The 18,544-nt window shown below is 46.5% G+C and carries 15 protein-coding genes; 3 read left to right on the plus strand and 12 right to left on the minus strand.

What is annotated here, in order from left to right; translation table 11 throughout:
* Positions 1 to 423 precede the first annotated feature (423 nt).
* Entirely contained in the window at positions 424 to 675 is a 252-nt protein-coding gene (locus DWU89_RS13285; RefSeq protein ID WP_392391931.1) for a hypothetical protein, read from the plus strand.
* Here the strand turns inward: DWU89_RS13285 and DWU89_RS13290 are convergent.
* Entirely contained in the window at positions 656 to 2,089 is a 1,434-nt protein-coding gene (locus tag DWU89_RS13290; RefSeq protein WP_115500116.1) for a CCA tRNA nucleotidyltransferase, read from the minus strand. The two genes, DWU89_RS13285 and DWU89_RS13290, sit on opposite strands and share 20 nt — an antisense overlap.
* Before the next feature lie 116 nt (positions 2,090 to 2,205).
* On the opposite strand from DWU89_RS13290, the gene DWU89_RS13295 reads away from it, so the two are divergent.
* Entirely contained in the window at positions 2,206 to 3,036 is an 831-nt protein-coding gene (locus tag DWU89_RS13295) for a hypothetical protein (RefSeq protein ID WP_115500117.1), read from the plus strand.
* Positions 3,037 to 3,118: 82 nt separating this feature from the next.
* On the opposite strand, the gene DWU89_RS13300 is transcribed toward DWU89_RS13295, so the two are convergent.
* Together DWU89_RS13300 and DWU89_RS13305 are read right to left on the minus strand one after the other, a co-directional pair.
* Positions 3,119 to 5,620, minus strand: coding sequence for a DUF6383 domain-containing protein (locus DWU89_RS13300; RefSeq protein ID WP_115500118.1), 2,502 nt, complete (start codon positions 5,618 to 5,620; stop codon positions 3,119 to 3,121).
* A gap of 375 nt (positions 5,621 to 5,995) precedes the next feature.
* Entirely contained in the window at positions 5,996 to 6,778 is a 783-nt protein-coding gene (locus DWU89_RS13305; RefSeq protein WP_233547782.1) for a mechanosensitive ion channel family protein, read from the minus strand.
* Between the two features lie 220 nt (positions 6,779 to 6,998).
* Between DWU89_RS13305 and DWU89_RS13310 the strand changes: the two genes are divergently transcribed.
* Positions 6,999 to 7,820 (plus strand): tetratricopeptide repeat protein, encoded by an 822-nt coding sequence (locus DWU89_RS13310; RefSeq protein ID WP_115500120.1) that lies wholly within the window; start codon positions 6,999 to 7,001, stop codon positions 7,818 to 7,820.
* 50 nt (positions 7,821 to 7,870) lie between these two features.
* Here DWU89_RS13310 and leuB read toward each other — a convergent pair whose 3' ends face one another.
* The 9 genes from leuB to DWU89_RS13355 form a co-directional block, all read right to left on the minus strand.
* Positions 7,871 to 8,941: a 3-isopropylmalate dehydrogenase gene (gene leuB, locus DWU89_RS13315; RefSeq protein ID WP_115500121.1), complete on the minus strand. Its 1,071-nt coding sequence runs from the start codon at positions 8,939 to 8,941 to the stop codon at positions 7,871 to 7,873.
* A 97-nt stretch (positions 8,942 to 9,038) separates the two neighbouring features.
* Positions 9,039 to 9,482, minus strand: a complete 444-nt coding sequence (locus DWU89_RS13320; protein ID WP_115500122.1) for a methylglyoxal synthase — start codon at positions 9,480 to 9,482, stop codon at positions 9,039 to 9,041.
* A 102-nt stretch (positions 9,483 to 9,584) separates the two neighbouring features.
* Positions 9,585 to 11,093, minus strand: a complete 1,509-nt coding sequence (locus DWU89_RS13325; protein WP_167451682.1) for an alpha-isopropylmalate synthase regulatory domain-containing protein — start codon at positions 11,091 to 11,093, stop codon at positions 9,585 to 9,587.
* A gap of 27 nt (positions 11,094 to 11,120) precedes the next feature.
* Positions 11,121 to 11,711, minus strand: coding sequence for a 3-isopropylmalate dehydratase small subunit (gene leuD, locus DWU89_RS13330; protein WP_115500123.1), 591 nt, complete (start codon positions 11,709 to 11,711; stop codon positions 11,121 to 11,123).
* A 41-nt stretch (positions 11,712 to 11,752) separates the two neighbouring features.
* Positions 11,753 to 13,147, minus strand: coding sequence for a 3-isopropylmalate dehydratase large subunit (gene leuC, locus DWU89_RS13335; protein WP_115500124.1), 1,395 nt, complete (start codon positions 13,145 to 13,147; stop codon positions 11,753 to 11,755).
* Positions 13,148 to 13,155: 8 nt separating this feature from the next.
* On the minus strand, positions 13,156 to 14,652 hold the full coding sequence (locus DWU89_RS13340) for a 2-isopropylmalate synthase (protein ID WP_115500125.1): 1,497 nt from the start codon (positions 14,650 to 14,652) through the stop codon (positions 13,156 to 13,158).
* A 336-nt stretch (positions 14,653 to 14,988) separates the two neighbouring features.
* Positions 14,989 to 15,795 (minus strand): carboxypeptidase-like regulatory domain-containing protein, encoded by an 807-nt coding sequence (locus DWU89_RS13345; RefSeq protein WP_115500126.1) that lies wholly within the window; start codon positions 15,793 to 15,795, stop codon positions 14,989 to 14,991.
* 4 nt (positions 15,796 to 15,799) lie between these two features.
* The gene (locus tag DWU89_RS13350) at positions 15,800 to 16,966 is read right to left on the minus strand and encodes a metallophosphoesterase (RefSeq protein WP_115500127.1); all 1,167 of its coding nucleotides are present in this window, start codon (positions 16,964 to 16,966) and stop codon (positions 15,800 to 15,802) included.
* Between the two features lie 25 nt (positions 16,967 to 16,991).
* A complete protein-coding gene (locus DWU89_RS13355) occupies positions 16,992 to 18,494 on the minus strand; it encodes an InlB B-repeat-containing protein (protein ID WP_115500128.1) in 1,503 nt (500 codons plus the stop codon).
* Positions 18,495 to 18,544 lie beyond the last annotated feature (50 nt).

The raw sequence follows: 18,544 nt of genomic DNA on the forward strand, positions 1-18,544 counted from the left end.
ACGTAAACAAATAAAAAACAATCTATTTTTATAAATATTGAATTTTCGGGGTTTTTAGACCGTAAATGCAGGTATATTATCAGCTTTTACCAAAATACAGATGTGACAACTTCGCTTTCGTATCAACTTCCAAGCCTGTACAAGACTATTATAGTAGCGATAGATATTCCAAGAAAGTGAATGAAGTCCCCCCCCATGAAATATCGGGTGAGCCCTTTTATCCCTATCCTTTAGCCCTTTCTATGTTGTCCGCAAGTTGTCCGCTTGGCGCCGAACGATCGTTCACTGGGCGGCGGACGATTAATTGTATGCCAGAAAAGAGGTAATGGAATGTGATGTATGAATTAAAATATAAGGAAGAAACGGTTAGAGGGTCGGAATAATAAACTATCTTTGTTGTAATCTGATAGCTAATTTAGAATCATGCAAGATCGACAAGACGAAATACTAATTTACCAGTCCCAGGATGGAACCATCAAAGTTGATGTTCTGTTTGAAGGGGAAACCGTATGGCTGACACAAGCACAGCTTTGTACGTTGTTCGGGAAATCCAAAGCGACAATAAGCGAACACGTTAAGCATATATTCGAAAAGGGAGAACTTAACGAAGAAGTGGTTGTTCGGAAATTCCGAACAACCACTCAACAGTTTACCCTCACTTCCCAACCGGTTTAAGTCCCATCTTCTCCGCCCTCTGTAGCATAAAGGCATGGGCGGCTTCGTGTTCGTTAGGTATCACGCCGTCGAGGATCGCGTTCTTGATCGCTTCTTTCAGCACACCGACCGGCTGCGAAGGCGGCAGGCCGAAAGTTTCCATGATCTCCTCTCCCGTTACAGGCGGCTGGAAATTGCGGACGCGGTCTTTCTCTTCGATCTCGGCGAGCTTGCTGCGGACTTTCTGGAAGTTGGCAAGGAAGCGGCGCACCTTTTCGGGGTTCTTGCTGGTGATATCGGCTTCGCAGAGTTTCATCAAGTCGTCTATGTCGTCTCCCGCATCAAACAGAAGGCGGCGGATAGCGGAGTCCGTCACTTCGTCGTCCGACAAGGCAATCGGACGCATGTGCAGGCTGACCATCTTCTGAACATATTTCATCTTCTCGTTCATCGGCAGCTTCATCTTGCGGAAGATACCGGGAATCATCTTTTCCCCGATGAAATTATGGTTGTGAAACGTCCAGCCTAAACGCGGATCGAAACGTTTCGTCGCCGGTTTGGCTATGTCATGGAAAAGCGCACTCCAGCGGAGCCACAGGTTATCGGTCGTCTTGCTCAGGCGGTCGAGCACCATCAGCGTGTGGGCGAAGTTGTCTTTATGCCCGATGCCTTCTTTCGTCTCCACGCCTTTCAGGGCGCAAAGTTCCGGGAAAATCAAAGGCAACAGGCCGCAACGGTCCAGCAGGTCAAAGCCGACAGAGGGCTTGGGCGAGAGGACGATCTTATTCAATTCATCCACAATGCGCTCCTTGGAGATGATAGAGATACGCTCCTTGTTACGCTCGATCGCATCAAACGTGTCGGGATCGATAAAGAAGCCTAACTGGGTGGCGAACCGGACGGCACGCATCATGCGCAGCGGGTCGTCGCTGAATGTGATATCCGGGTCGAGCGGCGTGCGGATCAGCAGGTTATCCATATCGGTCAGCCCGTCGAACGGATCGACAAGCTCGCCGTAGCGGTCTTTGTTCAGGCAAAGGGCCAGGGCGTTGATCGTAAAGTCGCGGCGGTTCTGGTCGTCCTCGAGCGTACCGTCTTCGACAACCGGTTTGCGGCTGTCGTGTGTATAAGACTCCTTGCGTGCACCGACAAACTCCAGTTCCAGATCGCCGGCTTTCACCTGTGCCGTGCCGAAATTCTTGAATACGGAAAGGTGGGCGCCGCGTCCCAACTTCCTGGCCACTGCTTTTGCCAGTTCGATACCGCTGCCTACGGCTACAACATCGATGTCTTTGGACGGACGGCGCAGAAAAATATCCCGCACATAACCGCCTATCACATAAGCCTCAACCCCTAACTCGTCCGCCGCTTCCGAAACCAACCGGAAGGGTTTCGCTGAAATATGTTTTAATATGTCTTCTTGCTCTATATACATATTCGTATTTACATTTGGCCTGCAAAGATAATTAAATTCTTACGGGGATGCTAATTCTCCCTTTTTGCAATATCTTTGCAAGGAATTAAGTGGTGGACAATTAAACAATTATCATAATGAAGAAGTCAGCAATCTGTATAGCACTTGCAGCCGTAACACTGACCGGTTGCAGCAATGACGAGAAGAAAGCACAGGCACGGCTGGACAGTGCCCGGAATATGTATGAACGGAACGAACTCTTTGCCGCCAAGAGCGAGATAGACAGTATCCGCATCCTGTATCCGAAAGAATTCAAGGTTATCCGCGAAGGTCTGACCTTGATGCGCCAGGTGGAACAAAAGGAGGCGGAACGCAACCTGGCCTTTTGCGACAGTCTGATTCCGATCCGGCAACAGGAGTTGGAAGGCCTGAAGAAAGGCTTCAACCTGGAGAAAGATTCCGCCTACAACGAGATCGGCAACTACGTCTCCAAACAGCAGACTATCGAACGTAACATCCAACGCTGTTACATTCGTTCGGGTGTAAACGAGAAAGGCGAAATGTATCTGGCCAGCGTCTATTTCGGAGCCAATCCGCTCAACCATACCGGCATCAAGCTGAGTACGAAGGACGGCCTTTTCGCCGAAACTCCCGCTATTCCTTATGACGGTGGCTTGAACTACCGGTTCAAGGATTTGGGAAATACAACGGAAGTTGTCACCTATCAGGGAGAGAAATGTGAAGATGCTGTCAAGTTCATCTTTGCCAACCAGAAAGAGCGTATCAAAGTGGAATATACCGGCGGCAAACCTTATGTTCTCTATATAGCCGATGCCGATAAGAAAGCAATTGCTTCGACTTACGAACTGGCAACAGTATTAAGCGACATTGAGAAACTGACGAAAGAGAAGGAAAAGGCGATCAAAAAACTGGCATATCTGGAAAAGAAACTTTCGGGCGGGGAATAAGAGTTCCCGTTCTATCATAGCCATAAAGAAAGGCGGCTCCCGTTACCGGAAGCCGCCTTTTCTATTATCGGATTACAATTCTTTACTTTACAATTACTTTATAAGTGGTATCACCTTCCACTGTTACCAGTACAATGCCTGATGTTGCCGGCATAGAGAAGTATTCGGAACTTGCTCTGCGAACACCGATTGTCTGACCCAGGATATTAGACAGCGTAATCTTTTTGCCGGAAGCATTCGTTACGATTACCTGGCCGTCACTGCTGATTACCTTAATTTCAGAAACGTTTATTTCTTCATTAGGAGTCGGAGCGGAAGCAGTTTCAACTTCAAATGCTACGTGCGGGAATTGTTCCAACACAACAAAACCATTCACCACGCCAACATACGGCTTGCCCCCATTCTTCAATTCCTTGTAGTTTTCCAAGAGATATCCACCATGCTCATTAACTTTGAAAGCAAATAAAGCCGGACTGTCTTTCATTGTCTTGATTGTGTCATTATCCTCTACGAACATCGCATACTTATCATAGTTTATCCCTGTAAAAGAAGTATCTTTTACCGACATATAATAGCGTGTTCCTGTCTCGCTACCTGAAGAGATGAGATAGAGTTGCTTGCCGGCAACCATCGTATCCGGTTCAACCCACAAACTGAAATTATCTTTTTCGTAAGTAGCTTTCGTGATCTCACTACCTTCCGTTTTCATCTGTGCAAAAAGATTAAGCGGATTCATGACCAAAGAATTACCATCAGAAACCAACCGCTTATGTCCGGCTTCGAATGTTGCATATTCGGGCGCATCTACAGGTGCTATATTCACAATTGTCTTAGTGCTCGTCAATTGCAGGTTGGAAGTGTTGACATCAATTCCTACATACTTGTTGTCAGCATCTGTTGCCATTGAATAGAATTGTCCGTTGGCATCAGACAGGAAACGGAAAGAAAGAGGAGTTGATGTCGTCGAGAACTTCAATACACCCTTTTCTTCGTCTTTAGCCACTTTACCATCCAGGAAATAGCCGCCCAATTGATAAGGAATCACCGAAACTGTATCTCCCAATTGTTTGGCTCCAGCCACTTTTACAGGTTTCATCGGGAACAATTTAAAGAGCTGCATATCTACTGCACTTCCCTTCAATATAGAATCGCTTGCATACATAAACAGTTCCGGTACACCAGGAGTTGCGGAAAAGAGGCTCAGATAATATCCCTTATTCACCAAATCCTGTTCGGATGCGACAAACGAACCTAAATATTTATTCTTCAGATCAACATTCATCTGTTCAACTGTGATGGAATCGCTTCCAATCAAGTAAGTGTCCTCCATCCCTTGCACTGCGAAAACTTCCTTATCTAAAATCAGGTCAGAATCCGACTCACGGTCCACAATAGAATATTTACCATTGTTTTCTTTAATATACCATTGCCCTCTCACTTGATTGACCGACGGAACACTGTCACCTCCCATAAAGGCCTTCTTTGCAACATAATACTTGCCATTGTCGGCACCCTTACTTACTTTCTTCAAGAAATAAACGCCGGAACCTGTCGGAATCGTAACAGGAGTGCCCTTTGCAACTCCAATCATAGGAAGTTTTCCCTGTATAGGCTGGGCATTTGCTCCAAACTTAGAAACAGTTAAAACCTTGGTATTACCGGTTTGAGCATAAACAACACGAACTGTATCACCCTCTGCTTCTTTAACTTTTAAATCGTCATCAAAATCAGGAGCACCTGCTACAAACATAGCAATTGAATCATTCTGCAAATTAACAACAAATTTAAAATGCTGACAAAGTTCATTCGGACGCAAAACTTTGCGAGTTGAATCCAAAGCGAACCCTGCACCAAACACATTCTGCTGATTGTTAATTGTTGTTTTGAGTGTATCAACACCTAAAAACTTCTTTACTCCATTTGAATAGGCTTCATCACCTTTCACTTGTAGAGTCATAAAACCGTTATTCCCTACAGAATTGGCTATCAAATCTTTGCCAGTAAAGATATTTCCTTCATATTTATCATCAAATATTAGTTGGAATGTGCTGAAGCCATCACCAAGATCTTGTGGAGTCATGGTCATTGTGTCAGGCTCAGTGACTGTCAGGTCCAAAGCTTCCCCAGTAAAAGCAACACTGCCATCATCATTTAAAGCTAATATCATTTTACTGCCGTCACTTAGTGAAGCACTTAAACCTCCTCCATCTGTAAACGTCCATTTATCTACTCCTGCCGCTAAAACAGGTTTAGCCTCTTGAGATGCAGCAAATGACAAAACAGCATTCGTTTTTTTATTTTTAAACTGATAAACAGTTCCTGCCGTTTCATTTATTCCTACAATTTCCCATAAAGCAGAATCACGAGCAGCTTTGTTTACATCAACAAATGAAGGGATTGCTTTTACGACAACAGAATCAGACTTATTTCCATCCAGCGACAAATACTTGTCACTACCATTTTTCAAGTAATAATAATTACCTGCAGTCCAATCTTTACTTGGATTATCATCTGCCGCATTCGCCGCAGTAAAAGTTCCTACTGTCATCAAAGCCGCAGCTAAAAGTGTAAAATGTTTATTCATATGCAAATTGTTTAATCATTCAATTACTTAACAGTGACAAAGATATAAAACTTCAGTTTCATAAGCTTATAATAAAAGCCAAAAGATACTTATCATAGGACATACTGTACAAAAACACGATTATTCATGCTATAAATAAAAAAAGCCCGTCATCGGAATGACGGGCCAGGAATTGTTTTTCTCTTATAATCAAATAATAATACTAAAGCAATGAAATAAAGTTCTAAATATCTTGTATTCATTAAATCATTAATGATTGCTTTCTTTTTTATTGATTGACAAAGATAAATCTTTTTGTTTAAAATTGCGTCTTCCCTGAAGACACCGAACCAAACCTATCGATTATTGAACAAATCCTTTTCTTTTAAGGACAAATCAGTTATTAGCCCGATGTACAGTGAGTTGCGGGAATGGGAAGTTGATACCTTCGGCATTGAATGTCTCATAAACTGCCTGATTTATCCCGAAATAAACATCCCAATAATCCGAGCTTTTCACCCACACACGGACGACAACATTCACACTGCTATCTGCCAAAGCGTGCAAAGCAACAAAAGGTGCCGGATCAGTCAAAACGCGGGAATCACGTGAAAGGATCGTTTCAATCACCTGCTTTACTTTATTATAGTCTTCCCCATAATCGACACCGAATGTCCAATCGACGCGACGGGTATCCTGCCGGCTGAAGTTCGTAACCGCTCCACTGCTCAACGAACCATTCGGGATATAAACCGTTTTATTGTCCGGCGTCGTCAATATAGTGTGAAAGATCTGTATCTCTTTGACAGTCCCTCCTATCCCTTGCGCCTCGATATAATCTCCGACTTTAAAAGGCTTGAACAGAAGAATAATCAATCCTCCCGCGAAGTTGGCCAGGTTACCGCTTAAAGCCATACCGACAGCGACACCGGCAGACGCCAGCAAAGCTGCAAACGAAGTCGTCTGAACACCTAAAGCCCCGACAACCGAGATTATCAATAGAATAGTCAGTACGACATTCACCAGACTCCCGACAAAACTCTTTACCGAAGGCTCGATATCGCGCTTCAATAAGACTCTTTTAATCAGTTTATTCACCAGATTAATCAGTAGTCGTCCGACTATAAAAACTAAAAACGCCTTAATCAGCGTCCATCCTAATGCCGCCCCTTGGGTCATCAGGGAATTTAAAATACCTTCCACTCCATGTGAAAAGTCAATGGCTGCTAAAATCATAATTATTTATATTTATTGAATTTCTTACTATTCATACAACAATCAAACGTTCAAAAAGTATTAGAATTTGTAGCAAAGGTATAAAGTTTTTTTATTCAGACGAAGAACCGATTTAATTACGTAGTTTTGTACCCGGTCAAATAACAGATATAAACAATAGAGAATGAGGACTTTCTTGATTATTATAGGTTTGTTCCTATTTATGGGAAACAGCTTTGCACAGTCTTATGAAGAGCTGATTGAGAAAAGCTATGATTTTGTCGACAAAAATGATTTGGTATCCGCAGAAGAAAGTCTCAAAGCCGCTATGCGCAAAGAACCGGCAAACCCGCTGAATTACGCCTTGCTCACCAACTTAGGAACTATACAGCGCCGGCAGGGGAAGTTGGAGGATGCACTCATATCCTATACCTCCGCATTGAGCGGCCATACCAATAACATCACCATTCTGGAAAACCGGGCATCCCTCTATACGGAATTAGGCGAAACGGAAAAGGCTTTGAACGACTACAACACGCTGCTGATTGAAAATCCCGAGCATCAAGAAGCGCTTTATTGCCGCGGATTACTCTATATCCAACAAAAGAATTACATGTGGGCGGAACAGGACTTCGACAAGATTCTACTGATAAACGAAAAATCCGTCCGTGCCCGTCTTGGTCATGCCATTCTGGAAAAGATGCGTGGCAACTATACCGAAAGCGAACGGATCTTCAATTACCTGATCGGTGAAATGCCTCGCGACTGGGTCTTGTACGAAGGACGGGCAGACCTGTATTTTATGATGGGAAAGAATGCACGTGCCATGGCGGACATCGAAAAAGTATTTACTGAAAGCGAACCGAGTGCAGCTCTCTACGTGCTGAGAGGCAAGATTAAACTGGCACAGTACGAAAAGGAACGGGCAGCCATCGACTTTAAGAAAGCCGAATCGATGGGATATGATAAAGAGGTCATCAAAGAGTTAATGAAACTTGCCAAATAATAAATAAAAAGGACGCAGACTCTGAGAAATCTGCGTCCAATAGAAAATACTTATTTCTTTGCAATATAGTCGGCAATCCAATCGCCCACTTCGCTTGTTGAATAGGATTTTGCACCGTCGGCAATATCTTCGGTAACGAAACCTGCATCCATAGAGGCAGCAACCGCTTCACGAATCAAAGCTCCTTCTTCCATCAGGTTGAAAGCATATTCAAGCATCAGGGCACCGCTCAGAATAGTAGCCAACGGATTGGCAATGTTCTTTCCGGCAGCCTGCGGCCATGAACCATGAATCGGTTCGAATACGGAAGTATGGACGCCGATAGAAGCGGAAGGCAGCATACCTAACGAGCCGGTGATAACCGAAGCCTCATCCGTCAGAATGTCTCCGAACATGTTTTCCGTAACCATCACATCAAAGCTCTTCGGCCACTGAACCAACCGCATGGCAGCATTGTCGACAAACATAAATTCGGTTTCCACATCCGGAAACTCCTTTGCGATCTCCTGTGCGACCTGACGCCACAAGCGGGAAGTAGCCAAGACATTCGCCTTATCCACAACCGTCACTTTCTTACGGCGTTTCTGTGCATATTGATAAGCCAGACGAACGATACGGTCGATTTCCTCACGACTGTAAACACAAGTATCATAGGCCGTATTTCCATCTTCGCTCCGACCCTGCGGACGTCCGAAGTACATACCGCCTGTCAGTTCACGGATACACATAAAGTCCGCACCTTCCACCAATTCGGCGCGCAGCGGAGATTTATGCAGCAATGAAGGGAATGTTGTAACCGGGCGGATATTGGCAAACAGACCCAGTTTTTTGCGCATCCCCAACAGTCCCTGTTCGGGACGTACTTTGGCAGACGGATCGTTATCATATTTAGGAGAGCCGATAGCGCCGAAATAAACAGCATCACTCTGCATACAGAGTTCGTGCGTTTCGTCGGGATAAGGATTACCAACTGCGTCGATCGCGCAGGCACCTACCAACGCTTGTTTGTAACTCAGGTCATGGCCATATTTCTGGCAGATGGCCTTAACGGCTTTCATTCCTTGCTCGATAATCTCGGGACCGATTCCGTCACCGGGGAGCAGTGCAATATTCAATTTCATATAAATAATTTATTAATTTGCGAATATGCCAATGTGCCAATGAAAAGCCAATGCACCCACTAATTGGCACATTGGCATATTGTTTATTGGCACATTCTTATTCTCTTTTAAAATAGACATATTTAGGTTCTGTAGGGACGTAGCTGTCATCATCCCACAGTGTGCTTGTGATCATCAGATCGGCACTGTAACGGTTACAGGCAATAGGTACGTTATGAACGCGGCATTGGCGAAGCAACATCTGGATATCGGCTTCGTGCGGCTGTGGGTTCAGGTCGTCAATCAGGAATACGGCAAGGTCGATTTCTTTACGCACTACCATTGCGGCTATCTCAGCATCGCCACCGAGCGGGCCGGAATGCATACAGGTTATTTCTGACTGTACACCTTTTTCTTCCATAGCCTGCCGAACCAAACCTCCGGTTGTTCCGGTACATACAATGTAATGATGGGACAGAAATTCAGCATTGTGAACAGCCCATTCTACCATGTCAGCCTTACGATTGTCGTGCGCTACAAGCGCGATTGTTAACTTCTTCATAACTTCAATAATTTATTAATTTGCAAATATGCCAATGTGCCAATGAAAAACCGATGTAACCACAAATTGGCACATTAGCACATTGATCTATTGGCACATTATTCATTGCTCTATCTTGTTCAGCATCTTCAATGTCGCCTTGATGGCTGCTTCCGTCTGGTCGGCATCGAGTCCGCGTGTCTTAAAGTCTACTCCGGCATAGTTCCAGCTGATGATAGTCTGCACGAATGCATCGGTTCGTCCGCCGGGCGGGATGGATACGGAATAGTTGGTCAGCATCGGGAATGGACGGCCCAGATCGGAATATATTTTCCGGAGGGCACGTACAAAGGCGTCATACTGCCCATCGCCGGAAGCCGATTCCTGATAGGCTTCCCCATTGATCTCTATCTTCAGGGTTGCAACAGGTTTCAGGCCCTGCGCCAAAGATAAAGAATAATTTAATATGCGGATGCGCTGATCGGCAATTGTATCGTGGTGAAGCACATCGCTGATGATATACGGCAGGTCTTCCGTCGTAACCATTTCCTTCTTATCGCCCAATTCGATGATCCGCTCGGTCACCTTACGCATGGAGTTTTCGTCGATGTCGATCCCCAATGATTCGAGGTTCTTGCGAATATTCGCCTTGCCGGATGTTTTTCCGAGTGCATACTCGCGGACGCGGCCGAAGCGTTCAGGCAGCAGGTCGTTACAATAGAGATTGTTCTTACTGTCGCCATCGGCATGGACACCGGCACACTGCGTAAAGACATGTTCGCCGATGATCGGTTTGTTTGTGGGGATATGGACGCCGGAGAAGGTTTCCACCAGGCGGCTGGCATAGTTGATCTTCTCTTCCCGGAGCGTTGTTTCCACTCCCAACTGGTCTTTCAGAACGGCAAGCACACTGCTGAGAGGAGCGTTTCCTGCACGTTCGCCCAAGCCGTTCAGCGTGGTATGAACGCCATTGATTCCGGCACGGACGGCAGAATAGACATTGGCAACGGCCAAGTCATAATCGTTGTGAGCGTGGAAATCAAACTTCAGATCCGGATAACGGATCACCATATCCTTACAATAATCGTATGTGTTACCAGGATTCAGGATACCCAACGTATCGGGCAACATGAACCGGCGCACCGGCAGGTCACGAAGCGAATCGACAAACTGATAGACATATTCCGGCGAATTCTTGATACCGTTCGACCAGTCTTCCAGATAGACATTCACTCCTATCCCCCGTTCCGTCGCCAGGTTGATGACGCTGCGGATATCGGCAAAATGCTGTTCGGGAGTTTTACGCAGTTGCTCCGTCACATGCTTGTAAGAGCCTTTGCAAAGCAGGTTCACGGTCCGGCACCCCGCAGCCTCGATCCAGTTCAGCGAGACATCGCCATCGACGAAGCCGAGCACTTCGAGCTTCTGGATATTTCCGGTACGTTCCGCCCAGGAAGCCACACGCTTCACGGCCTCAAACTCGCCGTCCGAGACACGCGCAGATGCGATCTCGAGGCGGTTCACACCCAAGTCGAGCAATGCCTGGGCAATACTCAGTTTCTCATGCGCCGCAAAAGAAACTCCTGATGTCTGTTCCCCGTCACGCAGGGTGGTATCCATTATTTCTATCATAATTGTTTGTTTTTCATAAATGATGTGTCATTTACGTCCCTTTTCGAATGCCTCTATCTTTTCCTTATTAGACAGGAGGTAGTCGATGTCGTCGAGACCATTGACCAGGCAATCCTTTTTGTAGGCGTTGATGTCGAAATGTTCGCTTTTGCCGGTTGCCTTGTTGGTGATCGTCTGGGCGGGCAGGTTGACTTCTACTTCTGTTTTCGGATCGGCATAGATAGAGTCGAAGAGTTCTGCCAGGAATTGTTCGCTTACAACCACCGGAAGAACAAAGTTGTTCAACTCATTGTTTTTGTGGATGTCGGCGAAGAAGCTGGAGACAACCACCCGGAAACCGTAATCGGCTATTGCCCAGGCTGCATGTTCGCGGCTGGAACCGGAACCGAAGTTTTTTCCTGCCACCAGAATCTGGCCGCCATAAGTCGGATCATTCAAGACGAACGATTCGATTTTGTTTCCCTGCTTGTCATACCGCCAGTCGCGGAACAAGTTTTCGCCGAAACCTTTCTTGTCTGTCGCTTTCAGGAAACGGGCCGGGATGATCTGGTCTGTGTCCACATTCTCCAAAGGGAGTGGAACACAAGTAGATGTTATGATATTGAATTTCTGTTTCATATCTTTGATATTTTATCGTTTTACTATTTGATTTCGTACGATTAAATGAACTGTCTCGGATCAGTAATCTCGCCCGTCACGGCGGCAGCGGCTGCTACCAGCGGACCAGCCAGAATCGTGCGTGCGCCCGGTCCCTGACGACCTTCGAAATTACGGTTGCTGGTCGAAACGGCATACTTGCCTGCCGGGATCTTATCATCGTTCATCGCCAGACAAGCCGAGCAACCCGGTTGACGGAGTTGGAAACCTGCCTCTTCAAATATCTTATCCAGACCTTCCTCGCGTATCTGAGCATCTACCATCCAGGAGCCGGGCACCAACCAGGCAATCACATGATCCGCTTTCTTCCGGCCCTTCACGATAGAGGCAAAAGCGCGGAAGTCTTCGATACGTCCGTTCGTACAAGAACCCAGGAAGACATAGTCGATCTTCTTTCCAAGCAACGATTCGCCCGGTTCGAAACCCATATAAGCCATTGATTTCAGGAAAGAAGTCTTAGCCACTTCGCTCATGCCCTCGACAGTCGGGATATGCTGCGTGATCCCCATACCCATGCCCGGATTGGTTCCATAAGTCACCATCGGCTCGATATCAGCAGCATCAAACCGGATTTCTTTATCGAAGACGGCATCATCGCCACTCTTCAGCGTCTTCCAGTAAGCGACAGCCTTCTCCCATTCTTCACCTACCGGAGCATTTTCACGTCCTTTCAGATAGGCAAAAGTCGTTTCGTCGGGGGCAATCATGCCACCACGCGCACCCATTTCGATCGAAAGGTTACACAAAGTCAGGCGTCCTTCCATCGACAGACTGCGAACGGCCGAGCCGGCATATTCCACGAAATATCCGGTAGCCCCGCTGGTCGTCACCTTCGACATAAGGTAGAGCGCCACGTCCTTTGCTGTTACGCCTTTGCCCAATGTGCCTTCCACGCTGATACGCATGGTCTTCGGTTTTGCCTGCAAAATACATTGTGAAGCCATCACCATCTCCACTTCGCTGGTTCCGATACCGAAAGCGACAGCTCCTACAGCTCCGTGCGTGGAGGTGTGCGAGTCGCCGCAGACGATTGTCATGCCCGGCAAGGTCAAGGCACGTTCGGGACCGACCACATGGATGATACCGTTGCGTTCATTCAGCATTCCGTAGTGGGTCAGGCCGAAGTCGGCGGCATTCCGTGCCAGCGTGTCGACCTGGTTCTTCGAGATCGGGTCTTCTATCGGTTTGTCCTGGTCGTGTGTCGGCGTGTTGTGGTCCGGCATACAATAGATACGTTCCGGGCGAAGCGGTTTCAAACCACGTGCACGCATACCGGCAAAGGCCTGCGGGCTGGTTACTTCATGACAGTAAAGTCTGTCGATGTAAAGCTGTGTGGGTCCCTCTTCGATCTTCGTGACCACGTGGGAATCCCAAATCTTGTCAAATAGTGTATTCATAATTTCTTTTATTTTACAAATTTGTTGATTGCATCGATGAATGCTTCTACCGAAGCGGCAATGATATCGGTATTGGCGGCAAAACCATAATAACGGTTTCCTTCATATTCCACCTGCATGTGCACTTTACCCATATCGTCACTGCCCTTATTAATAGCCTGGATCAGGAATTCCTGGATAGTCATCGTGCGGTGGATAATCGATTTCACTGCTTTGATTGCCGCATCGACAGGCCCGTTTCCAGAAGCGGCAGCTTCAAACTTCTCACCTGCGATATCCAGGCAAACGCTGGCAACGGATTGCAGGCCGACGCCGGAAGTCACTTGCAGGTAATCTAATTTGATACGGTGCATAGCCGTACGGTCTTTGCCAGCAAGCATCAGGACATCGTCATCGTTAATATCTTTCTTGCGGTCCGCCAACTTCAGGAATTCTTCATATACCTTATCCAGCTTTTCCTGTGACAGCTCGACGCCCAAGACCTGCAGGCGATGTTTCAGGGCAGCGCGTCCGCTACGGGCGGTCAATACGATTGCATTATCGTCGATACCCACATCTTTCGGGTCGATGATTTCATAACTTTCGCGGTTCTTCAAGACACCGTCCTGGTGAATGCCGGAAGAGTGGGCGAAGGCGTTACGTCCGACGATCGCCTTGTTCGGTTGGATCGGCATATTCATTAGGCTCGACACCATACGGCTGACACCGTAGATCTTCGTCGTATTGATATTAGTGATGATTTCACGTTCCTTATGGCTCTTGAAAATCATGGCGATTTCTTCTAAAGAGGTGTTACCGGCACGTTCGCCGATACCGTTCATGGTGACCTCCACCTGGCGGGCTCCGTTCAACACGCCCTGTACGGTGTTGGCGGTTGCCATTCCCAAGTCATTGTGGCAATGGGTAGAGATGACAGCCTTCTCGATACCATCTACATGCTCCATCAGGTATTTGATTTTCGCACCATATTCGTCCGGCAGGCAATAACCGGTCGTATCGGGAATATTCACAACCGTAGCGCCGGCCTTGATAACAGCTTCTACCACACGTGCCAGATATTCGTTGTCCGTACGTCCGGCATCTTCGCAATAGAACTCGATGTCTTCTACATACTTCTTGGCATATTTGGTTGCCGCAATGGCACGTTCCAGAATCTCTTCCTGATTGGAATTGAATTTATATTTAATATGATAGTCGGATGTACCGATACCCGTATGGATACGTCCGCGTTTCGCGAACTTCAGAGCTTCGGCAGCCACGTCGATATCTTTTTCAACCGCACGGGTAAGCGCACAGATAGTAGGCCATGTTACGGCTTTCGATATTTCAACAACGCTATTAAAATCACCCGGGCTCGACACGGGGAAACCGGCTTCAATCACATCGACACCCAGTTCTTCCAGCGCTCTCGCAACCTGAATCTTCTCAATGCTGTTTAACTGGCAACCCGGCACCTGCTCGCCGTCGCGTAATGTAGTGTCGAAAATAAATAATCTGTCTGACATAGTTCTATCCTCTTTAATTTATTATAACTTACTATTCCTTTAATAAAAAAAGCCTCTCTCACAAGGAAGTGAGAAAGGCTCTTTAATATCTTTATGCCCAGCAAAGCATATACAGTCTCACTTCCTATCCCGTTCCCAGAGTAGAATAATATTTAGAGAAATAATGAGACTATTTAGCATTTCCTGTTTCATGTTGTTCTTTTCGTTGTTTCTGTTTGAACGCTGCAAAGATACAGCCTTTTTCCAAACCACCAAATATAAATCGAAGTTTTTTATATATATTTTCTTATAAAACGTAAGTTAGATAAGTAAAAGCAAAATCAATTCATAACTAAATCATTGCCTCACATAAACGGAAGCCTTAATGCCGAACGGCGCTTTCTTATACGTGTCCAATGAAACCGAACGATGCAAGCTGCTGGTTGAATAGAGCGGGAAGAAAAGTTTGCCTTTGCCATAGACACGAACAATCTCAAATCCAACCCGGATATTTCCTGCCGGGATCAAGGGAGGCGTATCGTAGGTAAACAAGACTTTTTCTTTCTTTTCCATTTTCCGGATTGTTTGGTAAATAGGCTGAACCGGCAGTAATTCCGGGTTCATCTCATCAGAAAGATGATACAGATTTATACGTACCAAAACACTGTCATACCCGCATCGAAAAATGGGTAACCGGATTTGTTCCAACAGCCCTTCCTTGTCCAATTTCACAGAAATACCGATTTCTTCCCCCAAACTGCCGATGCTATCGGTAGCCATCACACCTCCCGGCACCCGTATTCCCTTATTGCTGATCCACTTTCCTTTCATGGGAGAAATAGAGACTTCCGGGAGAACCAGCAGGCTATCCTCCAATACAACGGTAACAGGCGAACCGGCAAGTTCCCGGAGGCGGGAAGAGTACTTTTTATATGCAATATGGGATATGGTCAATTGATCGTCCAACAAGGAATCCGGCACAAACAGGCAGAATTTTCCAGCCTCGTCAGACATTCCTCCAAAGCCTTTTCCCATGACCCCGACATTGACAAAAGCAACAGGTTTCCCCTTCGCATCTTTAACCACACCGTTTATCTCTGTCTTATGCTCTTGCGCATTGGCAGCAAACAATGAAAACAACAGAAAGAAAAGCAGACATTTCATGATATTACTTTTTTATAGAGAATTGATCCAGTTCTTTACCATCCACATCCACCACCTGTATCTTCATTTCTTTCGGATCGGCTGTCGCTTTCAGGACAGCGGTATTGGAGTTGACGATTATCGGGAACGGAGTTTGGGCCGTTGCATCCTGATGGATGAAACGGTGCAGGTGGCCGCAAAGCATCACATCGGGTTTGGCCTCACGAAGCAAAGGCATGAACTTATTTTCCACTTCCAGGTTTCCGTGCCAGCCACCCATCGGCGGGATATGGGCTACGATAATCTTGAACGGAGCCTCCTTGTACTCCTTGCTGTTCAGGACCTGGCGCAACCATTCGGCCTGTTCCGTCCGGTATTCGTCATAGACCGTAATACCGGCATACTCGATATCGGAATCCGGTTTATCTTCCCCGGTATCCAGAATCACGAAACAGATCGGACCTTGCCGGAAAGTATAATAGATATTCTCCTCTTTCGGTGAGAAGTAACGTTGGAACTCGGTTGCAAAAGCACCGCGCGTTTCATGGTTACCCCGCGTGTAATACATCGGGATTTCGGAGGCAAACAATTTTACCGCCGTGTCCATAAAACCGTCGAATATATGGTTTTCCTCGTTAAAGACGGAAACCATATCACCGTTAAAAATAAAGAAGTCAGTCTTTTTCAAGTCACATTTGGAAACCAGATTGGACAGGATATCATTTTTTCCGTGTATGTCATTCACCATCGCGAACGATACGGTATTGTCAGCCGGATTACTTGTCTTGAAGACCAACGGCTTCTTCGAATAGACATCCGTCGAGGCATAGTTCCCGTAAATGATTTTATGGCCGATATGGCTCAATACCTCCTGTGCAAACACCCGATAACGATAATTGGTTCCCGGCTTAAGCCCTTTGACTTTCACCGTATGGATCGTCGAGGTATTCTTCACGCCGTTGCGGGCATCGAAATAGCGGGGACGCTCCGTCGCATAGAAATCGGAACCATCATCCGGTGCTAACTCCACCCAGCCGACAGAAGGCTGATCCGACATCCATACAATTGTCACCTCATCAGGTCCCAGATTCTGCAAATAAGGCCCGTGCACCAATTGGATCTTCGACTCGACCGCCCCCGCAAGGGAAACAGAAAGCCAAAGAAACATGATCAAAACTTGAAACTTCTTCATGATATAGATAATTTAAGTTATTCAGTTACCGAATCAAAACCTTGCTGCGTATCCCATTATCCAAAAGCACAATATAGACACCACCCGGCAAACCTGATACCTCACTTGTTCCCGCGGCAAGACGACCTGTACGGACCGTACGCCCGGTAATGCTGACAATACGCATTCCGACCGGTTCATCCGTCGTGATACAAATACGGCCATCGAGCACACGGATACCACTTGAGGGATCAGTGACCTTATCGAGAGCAGTCGGATCGTCTGTCTTTTCCCAATGCGCATAAAACGTCCTGTCCGCCGTACCGATCGAGGATGGAGAAGCCAGTTCCATTCCGCCTTCCTTCTGATCGAACCAACCGACAAACGAATATCCTTCACGGACGGGCACGTTGGCCAACGGACGGATAGTTCTGCCTGTATTGCCGTAGATCGTATCGAGGGCTGCTGCGCCTTCATAATTCAAGTCGTAAATGACAGAATAAACTTTCAAAGCGGCTTGTTCCTCCTCCGGATAAAAAGCCAGAAGAACGGGTGTCGATTTCAAGCCGGCAGCTTTTGTTCCGGACAGCGACTGACCGTAAGCATTACCGAGAAGAGCGGCAACTTCACCACCTTCAAACTGTTCGGCAGTCTTAGCGATAACGTTGCTGACCGTACTCTGGTTTTTATACACTCCTACCGCAGCCGTTCCATCAAGATAGTAACAATTATCAACGATAACAGCATGCGCATACGCAACATCATCGTTTAAACCACAGATGGCACCGACCTGTGTACCGATAGACGAATATTCATTCATGACTTTGCCTGTATTATAGCAATTAAGGATAGAACCTTCGTTTCTGCCACATATGCCACCAGCCCATACATCACCTACAGCTTTCACGAGACCTAAGTTGTAACAGTCGATATTTTTTGCGGCATCATCGTTCTCACCACAAATTCCACCGACATAAGCATCATGCCCCGTCGCACAAACCACTCCTGAAAAGTAGCAATTACTGATACGTGCACCATTTTCTTCTTTATGGTCTTCACCATCCGCCCGACCACAAACACCACCGACGCAATCGACAGCCGAAATATAACTGTTAACGACACCGAGGTTCTTCACTTCAGCCCTCTTCTCTATCGCACCGATAAAACCTTTGGCACCATTATCAGTCGTATTGATATAGACACCACTGACCGTGTGTCCCTGCCCGTCGAAAATACCACAATATGGAAAATTATCAGCTCCTCCATCCCCATAAGAACCTATCGGCACCCACTGCTCGGCAGGAGCCGTGCCTTTGATTGTGCCATCAGCATTCAACTCCAACTCTGACAATTTTATGTCCGCCATCAGTTTCGCATTAAGCGAAACATTCCCCCTGTTCACCTGATCGCGAAACCACTTCAGCTGTTCCGCATTTTCAATCTGATAATATCCGTCGACCAGCTTCGGATCGGAAGAACCCTGTCCCCGGACGGGTAAAGCCCCCATCAGAAGAAGGGCAGCCAAACAAGTGTAAAGTATTTTTTTCATCGACAAATAGTATTTAATGTTTAACCCGTTCAAATGTAGTCAAAAAACAA

It is taken from the genome of Parabacteroides acidifaciens, assembly GCF_003363715.1.
Taxonomy (GTDB): domain Bacteria; phylum Bacteroidota; class Bacteroidia; order Bacteroidales; family Tannerellaceae; genus Parabacteroides; species Parabacteroides acidifaciens.